Origin of the sequence: Rhizobium mayense (genome assembly GCF_030272705.1) — a bacterium.
Taxonomy (GTDB): domain Bacteria; phylum Pseudomonadota; class Alphaproteobacteria; order Rhizobiales; family Rhizobiaceae; genus Rhizobium; species Rhizobium mayense.
Genome location: NZ_JARFYM010000007.1, coordinates 20,129 through 34,577, shown reverse-complemented (window position 1 = coordinate 34,577; position 14,449 = coordinate 20,129). Strand labels below are relative to the sequence as shown.

Annotated in this window: 12 protein-coding genes; 6 read left to right on the top strand and 6 right to left on the bottom strand. The window is 57.4% G+C overall.

All coding sequences use genetic code 11. From position 1 onward, the window contains the following. Window positions 1-6 precede the first annotated feature (6 nt). The gene (locus tag PY649_RS11260) at window positions 7-801 is read left to right on the top strand and encodes an FAD binding domain-containing protein (RefSeq protein WP_285868450.1); all 795 of its coding nucleotides are present in this window, start codon (window positions 7-9) and stop codon (window positions 799-801) included. Window positions 802-1,019: 218 nt separating this feature from the next. Beyond that, window positions 1,020-2,231, top strand: coding sequence for a 5-aminolevulinate synthase (hemA, locus tag PY649_RS11255; RefSeq protein WP_285868672.1), 1,212 nt, complete (start codon window positions 1,020-1,022; stop codon window positions 2,229-2,231). An 83-nt stretch (window positions 2,232-2,314) separates the two neighbouring features. Here the strand turns inward: hemA and PY649_RS11250 are convergent, their stop codons facing one another. Both PY649_RS11250 and dxr read right to left on the bottom strand, forming a co-directional pair. Then, window positions 2,315-3,229 carry a pyridoxal-phosphate dependent enzyme gene (locus PY649_RS11250; protein WP_285868448.1) on the bottom strand — a complete coding sequence of 305 codons (915 nt, stop codon included), beginning with the start codon at window positions 3,227-3,229 and terminating at the stop codon, window positions 2,315-2,317. 136 nt (window positions 3,230-3,365) lie between these two features. Continuing rightward, window positions 3,366-4,559 carry a 1-deoxy-D-xylulose-5-phosphate reductoisomerase gene (gene dxr / locus PY649_RS11245; protein ID WP_285868447.1) on the bottom strand — a complete coding sequence of 398 codons (1,194 nt, stop codon included), beginning with the start codon at window positions 4,557-4,559 and terminating at the stop codon, window positions 3,366-3,368. A gap of 207 nt (window positions 4,560-4,766) precedes the next feature. Between dxr and PY649_RS11240 the strand changes: the two genes are divergently transcribed. Next, entirely contained in the window at window positions 4,767-5,033 is a 267-nt protein-coding gene (locus PY649_RS11240) for a BON domain-containing protein (protein WP_285868445.1), read from the top strand. Window positions 5,034-5,114: 81 nt separating this feature from the next. Here the strand turns inward: PY649_RS11240 and PY649_RS11235 are convergent, their stop codons facing one another. Then, window positions 5,115-6,299, bottom strand: coding sequence for a metallophosphoesterase family protein (locus PY649_RS11235; RefSeq protein ID WP_285868444.1), 1,185 nt, complete (start codon window positions 6,297-6,299; stop codon window positions 5,115-5,117). A 434-nt stretch (window positions 6,300-6,733) separates the two neighbouring features. Here PY649_RS11235 and PY649_RS11230 point away from each other — a divergent pair, with 434 nt between their 5' ends. Further along, window positions 6,734-7,051, top strand: a complete 318-nt coding sequence (locus PY649_RS11230) for a DUF3307 domain-containing protein (protein WP_285868443.1) — start codon at window positions 6,734-6,736, stop codon at window positions 7,049-7,051. 511 nt (window positions 7,052-7,562) lie between these two features. On the opposite strand, the gene PY649_RS11225 is transcribed toward PY649_RS11230, so the two are convergent. After that, window positions 7,563-9,047: an MDR family MFS transporter gene (locus PY649_RS11225; RefSeq protein WP_285868442.1), complete on the bottom strand. Its 1,485-nt coding sequence runs from the start codon at window positions 9,045-9,047 to the stop codon at window positions 7,563-7,565. 1,151 nt (window positions 9,048-10,198) lie between these two features. On the opposite strand from PY649_RS11225, the gene PY649_RS11220 reads away from it, so the two are divergent. Together PY649_RS11220 and PY649_RS11215 are read left to right on the top strand one after the other, a co-directional pair. Beyond that, complete coding sequence (locus PY649_RS11220; RefSeq protein ID WP_285868441.1) at window positions 10,199-10,498, top strand: DUF6634 family protein; 300 nt, start codon at window positions 10,199-10,201, stop codon at window positions 10,496-10,498. Between the two features lies 1 nt (window position 10,499). Next, window positions 10,500-12,377, top strand: a complete 1,878-nt coding sequence (locus tag PY649_RS11215) for an AAA family ATPase (RefSeq protein WP_285868440.1) — start codon at window positions 10,500-10,502, stop codon at window positions 12,375-12,377. A 145-nt stretch (window positions 12,378-12,522) separates the two neighbouring features. Here PY649_RS11215 and PY649_RS11210 read toward each other — a convergent pair whose 3' ends face one another. Together PY649_RS11210 and PY649_RS11205 are read right to left on the bottom strand one after the other, a co-directional pair. After that, the gene (locus PY649_RS11210) at window positions 12,523-13,251 is read right to left on the bottom strand and encodes a hypothetical protein (RefSeq protein ID WP_285868439.1); all 729 of its coding nucleotides are present in this window, start codon (window positions 13,249-13,251) and stop codon (window positions 12,523-12,525) included. Window positions 13,252-13,268: 17 nt separating this feature from the next. Next, entirely contained in the window at window positions 13,269-14,285 is a 1,017-nt protein-coding gene (locus tag PY649_RS11205; protein WP_285868438.1) for a DGQHR domain-containing protein, read from the bottom strand. Window positions 14,286-14,449: the final 164 nt, after the last annotated feature.

The window sequence follows — 14,449 nt, the reverse complement described above, 5'->3', positions numbered from 1 at the left end:
AAAACCATGTACGCTACCAACTATCATCGCGCCTCCTCGGTCGACGAAGCCGTCAAGCTTCTGTCGGACGCGCCGGAAGGCAAATATGTCGCCGGCGGCATGACGCTGATCGCCACCATGAAGCAGCGTCTGGCCTCGCCGAGCGATCTCGTCGATCTCCGGCATATCCCGACGCTTAAGGGCATCCGTGTCGACGGCCGTAGAGTGACGATCGGGGCTGCGACGACGCATGCGGAGGTCGCCTCCTCGGCGGCGATCCGCGCCGTCTGTCCGGCGCTCTGCGATCTTGCCGGCATGATCGGCGATCCGCATGTCCGCCATATGGGCACGATCGGCGGCTCGGTCGCCAACAACGACCCGGCGGCGGACTATCCTTCGGCCATGCTGGGCCTGGGCGCCACAATCGTCACCGACAAGCGTCAGATCGCGGCCGATGATTTCTTCACCGGTCTGTTCGAAACGGCGCTGGAAGAGGGTGAGTTGATCACCGCCATCACCTTCGAGGCGCCGGAAAAGGCTGGTTACGCCAAATTCCCCAATCCTGCCTCGCGCTACGCTATGACCGGCGTTTTCGTCACCAAGGGAGCGAGTGGTGCCCGGGTGGCCGTCACCGGCGCGGGTGCGGATGGCGTGTTCCGTCATGCCGGGATGGAGCAGGCGCTGGCCGCGAACTGGTCGCCGGATGCGCTTGCTAATGCAGCCGTCGATTCGTCGACGCTGATGTCCGACCTGCATGCCACGGCCGAATACCGCGCCAATTTGATAAAAGTCATGGCGAAGCGTGCCGTGGCCGCAGCATAAATCGCTTACAGAAAGGCCGGAAGGGCGGGCCTGCCGCTCTTCCGGTTTCGTGCGTTCTGGACACGGGCTCGATTGTCAAATCTCGGTGATTGACATTTCTTGTCTGGAATAGTTCAAAATTATGGGCCATTTGCCGCAGCGGGTGCGAAAGCGATGCGGAGGGGTTGACGTGCAGACCGGCAAACATGAAAACCGGTCGCATGGTTCTGGAGCAGATGATGGATTTCGAAGCATTTTTCAAAGGTGAGCTGGACGGTCTACACAAGGAAGGCCGCTACCGCGTGTTCGCCGATTTGGAGCGTCAGCGCGGCAACTTTCCGCGTGCGACGTGGCATACGCCCGAAGGCTCCAAGGACGTAACGGTCTGGTGCTCGAATGACTATCTCGGCATGGGCCAGCACCCCAAGGTGATCGAAGCCATGAAAGAGGCCATCGATCACTGTGGCGCGGGTGCGGGAGGCACCCGGAATATTTCTGGCACCACTCATTACCATGTTCTGCTCGAGCAGGAGCTTGCCGATCTGCACCGCAAGGAAGCGGCGCTGATCTTCACCTCCGGCTATATCTCCAACTGGGCGACGCTCGGCACGCTCGGCGCGAAGATCCCCGGCCTGATCATCTTTTCCGACGCGCTGAACCATGCGTCGATGATCGAAGGCATACGCTACGCCAAGTGCGACAAGGTCATCTGGAAGCACAACGACTTGCATGATCTCGAAGCCAAGCTCAAGGCCGCCGATCCGAAGGCGCCGAAGCTCATCGCTTTCGAGAGCGTCTATTCGATGGATGGCGACATCGCCCCGATCAAGGAAATCTGCGATCTCGCCGACAAATATGGCGCCATGACCTATCTCGATGAAGTGCATGCCGTCGGCATGTACGGCCCGCGCGGTGGTGGCATTGCCGAGCGCGAAGGGCTAATGGAACGGCTGACCGTCATCGAAGGCACGCTCGGCAAGGCCTTCGGCGTCATGGGCGGCTATATCGCCGCCTCGGCAGCACTTTGCGATTTTATCCGGTCCTTTGCATCGGGCTTCATCTTCACGACATCGCTGCCGCCGGCATTGGCCGCGGGTGCTGTTGCCTCCATCCAGCATCTGAAGGTCAGCCAGTTCGAACGCGCCCGCCATCAGGATCGCGTCCGCAGGCTGCGCGCCCAGCTCGACGCCTCAGGCATTCCGCATATGCCGAACCCGAGCCATGTCGTGCCGGTCATGGTGGGCGACGCCGCCAAGTGCAAGTGGATCTCGGATCTGCTGCTCGATTGCGGCGTCTATGTTCAGCCGATCAACTATCCGACCGTGCCGAAGAAGACCGAGCGCCTGCGCATCACCCCGACGCCGCTGCATTCCGACGCCGATATCGAGCATCTCGTCGGCGCACTGCATGCGCTCTGGTCGCGCTGCGCGCTGGCCCGCGCGGTGGCTTAAGGCAGCTCTTACATTTTCATTCATTAGTCAGGGCGCGGAAACGTGGTTTCCGCGCCCTGATTTTCTCGAATTTTGGGCGATGATCAGGACGCTTGCCAGGCTTGCAACTGAGCGAGCGAAGCCGTCGCCCCGCCACAAACAACGATCAGGATTCGTTCATAGCGTGCCAATCGATCGGCATTGGTATAGGCGACGGCCAAAGCTGCACCGCAGGCAGGCTCCACGACCACGCGATGATCGTCGAGGAAGCGGGTACATGCGTCGACGGCTGCTCGATCGTCGACGACGACGCAATCAACGGGAAGCGTCTGCGTGATCTCGAAGGCGCGCTGGCAGACCTTTCGAGCGCCAAGCGATGTTGCAATGCTGGTAATGGCGGGCAGTTCGATGATCTTGCCAGCCTTCACGGAGGCTGCCAGTGACGCCGCGCCCTCGGTTTCGGCGGCAATGATCGGAGTTCCCTGCAGTCCGTTGCGGGCCAGGCCTTCCGCGACGCCCGATAGAAGCCCGCCGCCGCCAACTGAAAGCACGATCGCGTCAAACGGGACAGCCGCGTTGACGACCTCGTCGATGATCGTAGCATGCCCTGCCCACAGAAGCGGATCATCAAACGGGTGTATGAATGCGGTTTCCGCATCGACGGCTTCGAGCGCGCGCTCGTTGGCCTCTTGCCAGGACGCACCATGGACGAAGACCTCGGCGCCCTCCTGGCGGATCAGCGATTTTGCCCGTTCGGACGTCGTTCCCGGAACGAAGACCGATACCGGGATCGAGAGACGGCGTCCGGCATAGGCCACCGCAATGCCAGCATTGCCTCCGGAGGAGGATATGAAACGCCGCTTTCCGCTCCTGGCGTGATACTCGCAGGCCGCCCCTATACCGCGGATCTTGAAGGAGCCAGGCGGCTGAAGCGCATCCATCTTCAACCAGATGGATCGCTCCGACGCTTGGCTTAGGGGACGGGATTCGAGGAGCGGAGTTTCGAGATGAAGTGCCATGGAATGCCTTATCTAGAATGCGACGTTGGTGATGGCCTACCGGATATCTTGAAGGTCACTCGGTAACGAAATGAATTCGCAGATCTGCCGGTAGAGCAGTCATTTGCGTGCCGGCTTTGCACCCTTTCGTGGGCGCTTAGGCGGCCTTTTCCCTTTGCTTTACAAACACGGCGGCGCGGCTGCGGGCTTCATCATCGGCGGCAAAGACCGCATCCATCGTTTCGGCGCTGCCGACACCGATCATCTCGTCCATGACCGCTTCAGCAATATCGGCCATTTCCAGGAAACCGATGCGTTCGTCCACGAAGGCTTGAAAGGCAATCTCTTCGGCGGCATTCATGACGGCGCCCTGGAGCCCGCCGCGTTCCAGCGCGGTGCGGGCAAGACGCAGCGCGGGAAAACGAACCTCGTCCGGCGCTTCGAAATCCAGCCGAGCCAGTTTTGCGAAATCCAGCCGGTCGACATTGAGTCTTGTCCGGGACGGATAGGTCAGCGCATAGCCGATGGCCGTGCGCATGTCCGGACAGCCGAGCTGCGCCAGCACCGAGCCGTCGGTATAGCCGACCATCGAATGGACGACGGATTGCGGATGGACGACAACCTCGATCTGATCCGGACCGACATTGAACAGATGTTTGGCCTCGATCATTTCCAGCGCCTTGTTGAACATCGATGCGCTACCGATGGAAATCTTCAGGCCCATGGACCAGTTCGGATGGGCGCGTGCGGTTGCCGCCGTGACATTGGCCATCTCTTCGCGCGTCCATGTGCGGAAGGGACCGCCCGAAGCCGTCAGGATGATGCGTTCCACCGCATGCTGCTGGTCGTCTTCCAGCGCCTGGAAAATCGCGCTGTGTTCGCTGTCTACCGGAATCAATCGCCCGCCGCCTTCACTGACGGCACGAACGAAGAGTTCGCCGGCGGAAACCAGGCATTCCTTGTTGGCGAGCGCGATATCGGCGCCCCGGTGCGCAGCCTCCAGCGTCGGCGCAAGGCCCGCCGTGCCGACGATCGCCGCCATCACCCAGTCGGAAGGGATGGAGGCGGCTTCGATCAGAGCGTTCCTGCCGGCTGCTACGGCAATGCCCGTGCCGGCAAGCGCTCCCTTGAGCGCCTGATAGCGGTCTTCATTGGCGGTAACGGCAAGTGCTGCGCCACAGGCCTTCGCCTGGCTTGCCAGGAGATCGATATTGTCGTGTCCGGTGATTGCCGCGATATCGAACGCTTCGCGTCCACCCAGCTGGGCGATGACATCAAGCGTGTTTTGGCCAATCGAGCCGGTCGAACCCAATATCGTCAGGCGGCGCGGCGCTTTGCTCCCGGTTGTCATTTCCAAGTATCCGCATCTTGCTGTCGTCGCCCATGGCTCTACAGGGGATCGCGAAAGGCGGCAAGTCCGCAGGTATGTCGGTGAGCCTCTGCCCTCCGTCCATCACGCGTGAAATTACTGATTTTAACAGTAATTTATAGGTATCTTATGAACCAAAATGCAGATGCCGCGTTTCCCCCGTTCTGCAGCACTGCGGGAGCTGGGGCGATGGTTTTCAAAGCGGCAACGTTTCATGGTGTCGAACCCAAGATAGAAAGCGAAAATGCCAGGCGCTCGGCGCTGGAATCCGCCGTTGCAAATGCTCTCGCCGTCGCCGGCGGCCTCGACGCCTCGGACGTCACGGTCATCGCCGCAGGCCAGGAAATCCGGCTCCATGGGACGGTCGCGACACCGCAAGAGGTCGAACGCGCGACCGCGGTGGCCGAGGCCGTGCCGGGGGTGAGGCTAGTGCGGAATATGATCGAGGTCGGGTGAAGCCGTTATACTTGCCCTTTCGCTCATGGTGGGAGTGGCCGGCACTGGCGACGGTGCCGGCCACTCGAACGTCTTATGCTTCTACAATGTCGGAACAGATTTTGGATTTGGCAGCACCACCGGTGCAGTGGGATAACTGAAACTATCCCCGGTGGCGACTTGATCGTGCCGGTCGACTTCTGTGGTTCGTCCGACGATTTTATCCTTGTCGATAATTAGCGTCAGGAATCCCCATTTCCTATCGGCAGCATATTGAAGAACGGCGCCCGTATCCGGCGCAACATCGCCCACATTGGAGTGGACGGAATGGAGATTGTGATAGCCTCCGTTGCCGCAGACGATGAAAGGGGTCGGCCCGTCATCGGAGATTTTTTGCTCAATTCGCTGATAATCGTGAACGTGACCGGAAAGAATTAGGTTCGGCACGCGGCCGGTGTCTCGTATAGCATTTTCAAGCACGTCAGCCATTTTCGAGCTGCCGCTGTGGTAGTCGTCGAATGAATATATTGGATGATGCAGGGCAAGAATGAGAGCGCGGTCTTGCGGAGCCGTCGCGAATTCGTGAGTGACCCATTGTTGTTGAACTGAGTCAATCGAGCCGCCCTCAGGTACGTTCGTATACAGTCCGATGATCGTCGCAAAGGGCGTTATCAAGGTCCAATAGACGTTTGGAAGGTTCATTTGCACCCGTGGACAATCCTTGGAAATCGGGTCCACGTCTGGCTGGGCTTGCATGAAATAGTTTACCCAGCCGTTCAGTGACGCTCCGGTACTGGGGTCGTCCACTTCGCCGTCATGATTTCCAGGAATGGAGAATATCGGTATGTCGTAGTGGGCATATGGTTCGTAGAATTGAGCATAATAGTCATCCCTTGCGCCGGTAAAATATACGAGATCGCCGGCGTGATAGCAAAAATGTGGTCTTTCATCGGCAGGGCTGGCGAGGTCACGGATCATCAAGGCTGCGACATTGTTTTGGAACTCGCCGTCCTGAACCCCGCCACTATCTCCTACCACATGAAAGATAAGGCGACCCGCCTTTGTGCATTCCTGTTGAATTTCCGGGAAATGGTCAGCGATATCATAATGATAAGGAACTAGGCCAAGGGGACGTGGAAGTGGTTGAAAGCTTGTATTGCGATGGCTTACGGGGTGAAGGGGGCTAACACCTGGATGGGCCTGCGAATGTTTTGCCGGTGGCGTTGGCCTCGTGGCTCCGGCAAAAAAAGGACTATTTAATCTAGCTCTGCCTGGTACTCTCGACATTTGCAATCCTCCGATTAGCGAGTGATCTGGCAGATCTGCTTAGGGTTTAAGCATTAGCAGCAATGAGGCACATAACAGTGTTATATTCAATCACTGGTACGCACTGTGCGCGATTTATTCCTTCTTCCCTAAGGTCAAGAAGAGCATCTGTCGCATTCGTTACTTAATGGTACTTGGGGATAGACGGAACTGTGGCTCGTCGGGATATGACCGAAAGGCAATTAGACTTCATATGGGCAGTGGCTGACGCTATCTGCGAACAACTGCCGGCGGAAATAGCCCACGAAGTATTTGTGAACCGAAGGATATGCCATCGAAGGCGGCAGTACTCATGCAGGCACGCAAATAAAGGGCTACAGTAGCACCTATCAATCGAGTGCCCACGAAAGACCCGGAAGGCGGAAGCTGATTCAAGCTTTTAGGATAGGCTCGGCATGGAACCGATTTTGATGATGGCGCTGATGTTGCTCGGCGCGCATTGGGTTTGCGACTACCCGCTGCAAGGTGAATTCCTTGCTACCGCAAAGGTCAAGGGACCTTTGCGGTTCTACCATCTTGTCGCCCATGCCGGCATTCACGGCGCGGCCGTTGCGCTGGTGACCGGTAACGTCTGGCTCGGCCTGGCGGAATGGCTAGCCCATACCGTCATCGATGAACTGAAGGTCAGGGGCATAACGAAGTTAGCGTTTGATCAGGTCCTTCATATCGTCTGCAAGGCCATTTGGCTGACAATCCTCTTTGGAAAGCTCTGACGACGCAGTTCGCCTGCTTGATGCAAGCGGCGCGCCTTCCTAGCCGCCACCGGCCTCTGGCGCCCTAGAGGAAACCTACGTGCTCGCCAAACGGTACGTCATCGTCCCAATTTCCGCTTCCTATCCGTTCGCTTTCGCCAGAGAGACGTTCCTCGGGATGAGCCGCCGTCTCACTGTCCGATGTATCGCGGTGGTGATCCGGATGTCGGTTTGACATTTGGTCGTCATCGCTTGTTTCCGGGTCATCTGGCTTTGGCGGGACAGCAAGATGTGCATCTTCTCTTACATGGCGGAGGTTCGCGGAGATGATCTCTTGTCGTTTCGCCACCCAAGCCCGGTCCGGCTCGGATGTGATTGATGTGCTGGAGTCCGCACGCGTCGCTGGTGATGGATGCGTGGCGGATATCGGCTTTACTTCTTCAACCAAGAGCGACTCCCTATCAGGGTCTAACAGGCAATATTGCAGATGAAGTCGGTGCGTGAATGTCGGTGGGTCAGCCGCCGTCGCCACTCATTCGACAGCGACCGGCATGTCACGTTCGATGCGACCCCGCAGCGGCTTTTCCGGCATGAGGTGGAATATGATGAGCGACAGTGCCATTGCGGCGGTGCAGGTAAGGAAGATGTAGGCAAAGGGTGCCACCAGCGTCGTTGCGGCACTAAGCGCCTCCGAGCCCTCACCACCGAGCGGCAGTCCGTTGCTGAGCGCGATGGCGCCGAGGACGGCAACGCCGAGCGCTCCGCCAAGCGAGCGCAGGAAGGTCAACACTCCCGTCGCCACGCCAAGGTGGGCCTGATCGACCGCATTCTGGACGGAAACCGTGGCGACTGGAAATGTCGTGCCTGTGCCGAAGCCCGCGCCGACCGTCAGAAGCTCAATCACAAACAGTGATGCGCGCCCGGCCAAGAACGCTAGCGCGGCAAGGCAAATCAAGCTGAACAGGGCTCCGGCAACAGCAATCATCTTGTAGTGGGGAACGCGGGGGATCGTCCGCCCGCTGATCGACGCCCCAAGCACCGTGCCCAGGAGCAGGCCAAGCATGGCGATGCCCGAGCTGCTGGCGGAAAGGCCGTGGATCGATTGCATATAGACAGGAAGATAGACCGACAGGCCCACATTGGCGGCCTGCACCGTGAACATTGCCAGCGTCCCGTACCGCACGACGGGATTGCCGAGAACTTCAAGCGAGATCAGGGGCTCGGTCGTATGTCGCAGCCGTAAGCCAAACACGGCCCAGAGGGCCGCCGAAGAAGCCAACAGTCCCAGTATGGTCGGGGACAGCCATGAATAACGGCTGCCGCCCCAATTGAGAGCTAGCAGCAACAGCGCGGTCGCGGCTATGAGAAGCGCCGCACCGGCGGCGTCGATGCGGTGCGCGCGGGCAGTAACGGGCAACTTTTTAAGCGGATTGTTGATGATCGCCAGCGCTGCCAGCCCGAGCGGGATGTTGATCCAGAAGATCAGCGACCAGTGGAGATGCTGAGCGAAAGTGCCGCCCAAGAGCGGCCCGGCGATGCTTGCGACCGCCCATGTCCCGGAAATCCAGGCGGCATAGCGCGCGCGTTCACGCGGTGGCACCAAATCACCGATGACCGTTTGCGAGAGCGCGAATAGACCGCCACCACCCAGGCCCTGCACCGCCCGCCCGATGATCAGCACCAGCATGTTGGGCGCCAGTGCGCTGATCAGTGACCCCACGAGGAAGATGATGATGGCGGCAAAGATGGTCGGACGCCGTCCATGGACATCCGATATCTTGCCGTAAAGTGGTGCGATGGCGGTCGCGGTCAGGAGATATCCGGTTACGATCCAAGGCAGGTAATCTGCGTGCCCCAGCGCCCTGCCGATCGTCGGCATAGCCGGGGCAACGATCGTCTGATCGAGCGCGGCGAGAAGCATGGAAAGGAGCACGCCCGCGATGATGACGTTCTTCTCTTGCTCCGACGGGACGGATGCGGCCACGGCCATTTCATGTGGAGGAGGTGCCTTGTTCATTGCGTCAGTCCCATTTCCATTTCCGGCAGCCCGGCAAGCTCTCAGTCTCAGCGAAGCCCTACAACGTCCGCGAGCGAACGCCAATCCCTCTGCCGATCTTTAGGCGAACCTGGCACTCCCAGGGGGACTGAACACTTTTCAAAAAGGTATAGCGATCAATGGTGATCCCGACGCGATTCGAACGCGTGACCCTCAGATTAGGAATCTGATGCTCATTTAAGAGTGAGACATTTCTTACCGGACTTTACTGATACCAGATTGGCCGATTTGCTGTTCTGAAGCAAGTTCCCTGTTCGATCCCCCGGAGGGGATCGAACCCGCCGTAGGCGGAACTGATGTTCCCCGTCCCGATACGTCAAGCAGGCCATGTAAGGCGACGGATGTCACCCCTTTAGGGGGGAACGGTCCTTTAGGGCCGTTGACATCAGTCGCTGTCATGGCAGGCTGGATTGAAGGGAAAGAACAAAAAAGCATGCTGGCTGAGCCAGCATTCCGCTTTATTTGAATGCAAGGCAGGACGAGCGCTTATCCAAATAGCAGGTCGAGGACTGACTTGCATTCAATCGAATAAATGAAGATGTCGGGCGTAGCCCGTCAATACTCGACCAAAGGTCGAGCCGGCTTTAGCTTGCTCACTGGGATAACAACCTGGGACGCCTCGCTGACCCTCGGCGCAGGTTATTGCGCGTCGCCAGTTCCGGTAGTCGGTTCAGTCGGCCGGGCTTTGTATTCGTCCTGATAGCTCTTGGTGATGGATGCGACCCTGAGCCCCCAACCCGAGCTTCCCTCTGGGGGTAGGAACTCCACCCCCCTCTCAGCGTAGTGGCCGAGCAGCGTTTGAATGCTGCCGAATCCAGCCCTGCCATTCTCTGCTTTGAAGATGGTCTTCGTGCTCAGGCCGGAATCCGTACCCACCTCGGCTTGGGTCTGACCAAGGAGAAAACGCGCTGCTGCGAGAAGGCGCGACGGCGGTAGAGGTGGCGGTCTCATAAGGATTGAGTGTCATCAAATTCTTCACCACGCAAATAATAGTTGACACGTACCGTTACGCGGCACAAAAAGGCATTGGGAATGCCTAAAAGTGCTTCGACAAGGCACATTAGTAGGTCGTCATGATTTGCGAACGAATCAATTTTATTGAGGGGACCCGATTGAGCAAATTTCAATGGATAGACAACGCGGCCACAGAGCGGCTGCTGGAGGACATTCGGAAAGCAAATCGCTGTGAGTTTGACGCTTCGGCTCTCGCTGCCGCTCCACTGCTGGAGCACGCCAAGATCATCCGAGGGTATTGCTATGCGCTGTCTGGTGTCGTGAGCGGGCATCCACGGCTCGAGGACGACAAGGAAATCGTGACCAGCCAGCTTTTCTGGATGGATGAAGAACTGGGCGTCTGCCGATCGATGAACCGTTGGTACCGACTGGTTAGATCGAACATCAAGGGGCATTGACATGAAGTTCGCTGACAGTAAGGCCCGCTTCAAAACGGTTTCGAAGGAACCCGGCGTATTCCTTGCGAGCTGTGCCCTGTTGCGCGCAGCGAAGTCGGCCGGACCTTTGCGTTTCGGCTTCCGCGGATTTCTAGTCTTTGTCGTTCCACGCGGTTACAACACAGCCGACTACGAAACTGCCGCATTCGACATTATGAACGTCAAGCGCGACGACGGAAGCTGGACCGAAGGCTGGGTCAGCAGGGAAATCCGCGTAAGGCTCGCGAACCCGCCAAGGATTAAAGGCACGCCGCACAAGCCGATTTCGATCTATAACTTGAAGGGCCTCGACATCCTAATCGCGCAGGATATCGCGGAGGTTCCACGAGATGTTCGTTTCGCGGCTACCGCCGTGCTGCAGGTTGAGCCGCCCACGCCAGGGCACATCAACGCTGCCAGACGTTTGTGGAAGAAGACGCCTTTCTCCGAAGAGTTCGCTACATCACTGGCACGGCACCCACACAACGTGATCCTCGCAGCCGTACTCAAGCCGATCACGGCGGAGTCTAGGATTCGAGAACTTGATGACATCGATCGGATAGAAGCGTCAGGGCCTAATCTCTTTGATCTACCGGGTTACGCGGAGGTCAAGCCATGGGCAAAGGATTTGGCCATAGATGTTGAGCGCTGGCGAAGAAAGGCACTGGACTGGAAGCTTGCCCGCTCCGGTGTTTTGATCTCGGGACCACCCGGTACGGGGAAGACGCTCTTTGCAGCCGCCCTTGCGACGGCTCTTGGAATGAGGCTGGTTTCCGCGACAATTGGCGAGTGGCAATCGGCAGGGGCATTGGATGACATGCTGTCAGCGATGCGAAAGACGTTCAACAGCGTCAAAGATGGAAGGGGGGCCGTCTTCTTCATCGACGAGTTCGACGCTATTGGAACGCGACTGACCCGACCGTCAGGTCATCATGGGGACCAGTATTGGCAAGTGGTGATCGATGACTTTCTGGCGCTGGTGTCAAATCTTGGAGATGGCGTCATTTTGGTCGCCGCTACGAACTATCCTCAATGGGTAGACCCTGCGATCCTGCGTGCCGGAAGAATTGACAATCACTTCGCTCTCCCGCTTCCGGATACAGTCACGCGTGCCGAAATCCTGCGCTATCACACAGGCGACACGCTTTCAGTCGAGTCCTTGATGGATGTTGCCGACAAACTGCACGGGAGATCGGGGGCGGATATCGAGCGTCTAGTTAGAGACGCCTGCCGCGCGGCAAGAAAGGAAGATCGTGAGCTCACGCTGCACGACCTGGCGGCACAGCTTCCCGAAACACTTGAATATACGGCCGAGCAGCAGTTGCGGTTCGCCGTCCATGAGGTCGGCCATGCTGTCGCATCACTAGCTGTCAAGCATTCGATGAGCGCTACCATCGAGATAAGACGAAGGTTCGATCCGGAGGAGGACGGGTCTTTCGGTGGACGCACGATCTACGACTTGGTCCCTGATCACGTTCCAACGGAGAAGTCACTGCTCAGTCGGATAGCCATCAGTCTCTCTGGCATGGCCGCAGAGCAGGCAGTCTTCGGCGACAGGTCCCTGGGATCGGGTGGAACAATTGGCAGCGATATCGAATTCGCTACCGCATTGGCGCGGAAGCTTGTTGGGTCCTATGGGCTGGGAAGCACGCCGATCTTCATCGCCGCTGCCAAGGACGTAGGAGATCGTCCTTTGCCGCAAGCTTTGGAAGACGAAGCAATGCAAATCCTTCGAGATCAGTATGAAGGCGCGCTTTCAATGATGACAGGAGAACGAGAGCGGATTCTTGCCGTCGCGTCGGACGTCATGGCGCACGGTACCGTGCGGATAGAGCGAAGTGGGGTGGCGAAGGCCGCATAGATCCAATCCACAACCGGATGGTCAATCAAAACCCACGCCACCATTGGTTCCTCTCGGCTTGGAGCCTGAGTCTCGCGTTTCAACTATTTACGCGAGATCTAAATAAGTCTCAATGAACGGTCGATGTTCAGAAGGTACCAGATGACTATCCGGCAAACGGGCAGCGGTCCTTCATCTTCCACATGCCCTTAAGGTGGGCTTTCTTATCGCAATCGAGTGAAAACCCGCTGGAGAGCATTTCCTGCTCCAAATGGAAGATCATTTTCGTGGGGTATGCGAGCGCAAGGTGGTCGGCAAGATAGGTGTAGAAGAAAGCGGCGTCGTCGCGGTATTCGCGGATCCGTTTGTCGAGCTCGCTTGTATGAGACGCTAGGCAGTTGTGGAATTCAGGATCTGGAAAAGCGTGTCGATAATTCACGTCCTCCCTGTGAGATCTAAGCTCAGCGTAGGCGTTCTCGGAATCCTCGGAATAGAACCACAGCGACTTTAGAGCAGGAACCCTCCTCATCGCACTCCAATTCCAGTGGTGGCTAGATGATCCGCCCTTTAAAAATGCGTTTTCTATCGCGTTATAGATCATCTCCTCCTTCCCAGAGTTGAAAGGCACCGCTCCATTCCGAACGGCCAGCGCTTTCAAACAGTAGTAGCAGGTGTAATAAAGGCGAACGACCGACCAAGCGATCGTCCCAGCCTTTATCCCGGCCATTGCTTCAACATACGTGACAGCAGCTGCGAACGCAGACTCTGCCGCTGCGTTGGCCAGCTCTCCCCTGATCTCGTCACGATGTATGCCGGTGAGACTGAATTTTGGGTACGGCGCACCAGCGGCCTTCCCCGCGAATCTCATCTTTGCGAGTCGTGCGGCATCGCTCATTTACAACGCCATCCGCTTTAGATTCTGAAACCCTGAGGCTGGTCGTCAGGTCGAAACGCGCGCGAAAGCTGGTCCCTAACCGCATTCGCAGCTTCGGTTCCACCCAATCCTTTAACGTTCTCCTGCAAGATTAGGCTCGTCTCATCAAGCACGATCGCGTCATGGATCGTGCTTTTCTCAAACGATCCCTTATGTTTGCAGTAATCGACAAGCTTGGTCCGAAAGAATTCAATCGCTCCGATGAAGCCTGCTGCATAGATGAAAACATTGGATCGATCGTGCCAGTTGCTCCCGTATCTTTGCTGGAGAGCTGAGAAATAATTGCTAAAAATAGCTTGCTGCATCTTAAGCTCACTCGCGCCAATTTGATCCAATAGCCCTTTATCGTCGACAAGCGGTTTGACCGCGCTGACTGCGGTTGAGAGAGCAACACCACCCCGTTTTCTATCCTGATTTGGCAGCTTGATCCAACCGTCATATGGTTGATCAGGGCCTCCAAGAAAGGACACAATATCGCTCGCTCGCATCGCCGAAGGATCCATGAGATCGGAAGCCGTCACACCATAGAGGTCGAGCACCAGGCTCTTCGGAGCCGGCCGTTGCTCGGTGTTGATCGATATAAAGATCCGGGCGCTATTTGACGTATCAAGCCCCTCGTACATCGCTACCGGGATCTCAAAACCAGCTACCGTTGGATCTTCTTCGATCGCCGCAGCTAAGCCAGCGACCCGGTGCTGTCCGTCAATGATCTGGGCCATTCTGGCATTATCAACGAGAGTTACCTTCCCGCCCGCTGTTGCGAGCTTCGGTCCGACCCAATTAAGCACGATTGATGCCGGGAAATCGCCGAGCTTAAGCGCGAAATCTTTCACGCCGGAGATACGGCTATTGTTGAGGATACGCTGCACAGCGCCCTCTTCATCGTCCTTTCGCCGAACTGACGCGTAGGAGATCTTCGTCAGCAAACCAGCGGGAATAGAAAGCAGTTTGAAGCGATGCTCCTTCTGCTTCACATCAAGATATTGAAAATCCATATAAATTTCCCCGATGTAAGTCCTGAATCAATTGTTCAACTGGTTTCCCTCGGGTCTCAGTCGTCATTCTGGCACTTATACTTTGAGTCCAATCATCTTGTATCCGGTCCCGCCCTATCGATCCAGTGGTCGCAGTCGATGAGGCGCGCTTCGAATACCTGAAG

Bases quoted from the DNA above. Each gene is read 5' to 3' on its own strand.
- PY649_RS11210 (WP_285868439.1), bottom strand. From the start codon at position 13,251: ATGAGCGATGCCGCACGACTCGCAAAGATGAGATTCGCGGGGAAGGCC.
- PY649_RS11215 (WP_285868440.1), top strand. From the start codon at position 10,500: ATGAAGTTCGCTGACAGTAAGGCCCGCTTCAAAACGGTTTCGAAGGAA.
- PY649_RS11205 (WP_285868438.1), bottom strand. From the start codon at position 14,285: ATGGATTTTCAATATCTTGATGTGAAGCAGAAGGAGCATCGCTTCAAA.
- dxr (WP_285868447.1), bottom strand. From the start codon at position 4,559: ATGACAACCGGGAGCAAAGCGCCGCGCCGCCTGACGATATTGGGTTCG.
- hemA (WP_285868672.1), top strand. From the start codon at position 1,020: ATGGATTTCGAAGCATTTTTCAAAGGTGAGCTGGACGGTCTACACAAG.
- PY649_RS11260 (WP_285868450.1), top strand. From the start codon at position 7: ATGTACGCTACCAACTATCATCGCGCCTCCTCGGTCGACGAAGCCGTC.
- PY649_RS11240 (WP_285868445.1), top strand. From the start codon at position 4,767: ATGGTTTTCAAAGCGGCAACGTTTCATGGTGTCGAACCCAAGATAGAA.
- PY649_RS11230 (WP_285868443.1), top strand. From the start codon at position 6,734: ATGGAACCGATTTTGATGATGGCGCTGATGTTGCTCGGCGCGCATTGG.
- PY649_RS11225 (WP_285868442.1), bottom strand. From the start codon at position 9,047: ATGAACAAGGCACCTCCTCCACATGAAATGGCCGTGGCCGCATCCGTC.
- PY649_RS11250 (WP_285868448.1), bottom strand. From the start codon at position 3,229: ATGGCACTTCATCTCGAAACTCCGCTCCTCGAATCCCGTCCCCTAAGC.
- PY649_RS11235 (WP_285868444.1), bottom strand. From the start codon at position 6,299: ATGTCGAGAGTACCAGGCAGAGCTAGATTAAATAGTCCTTTTTTTGCC.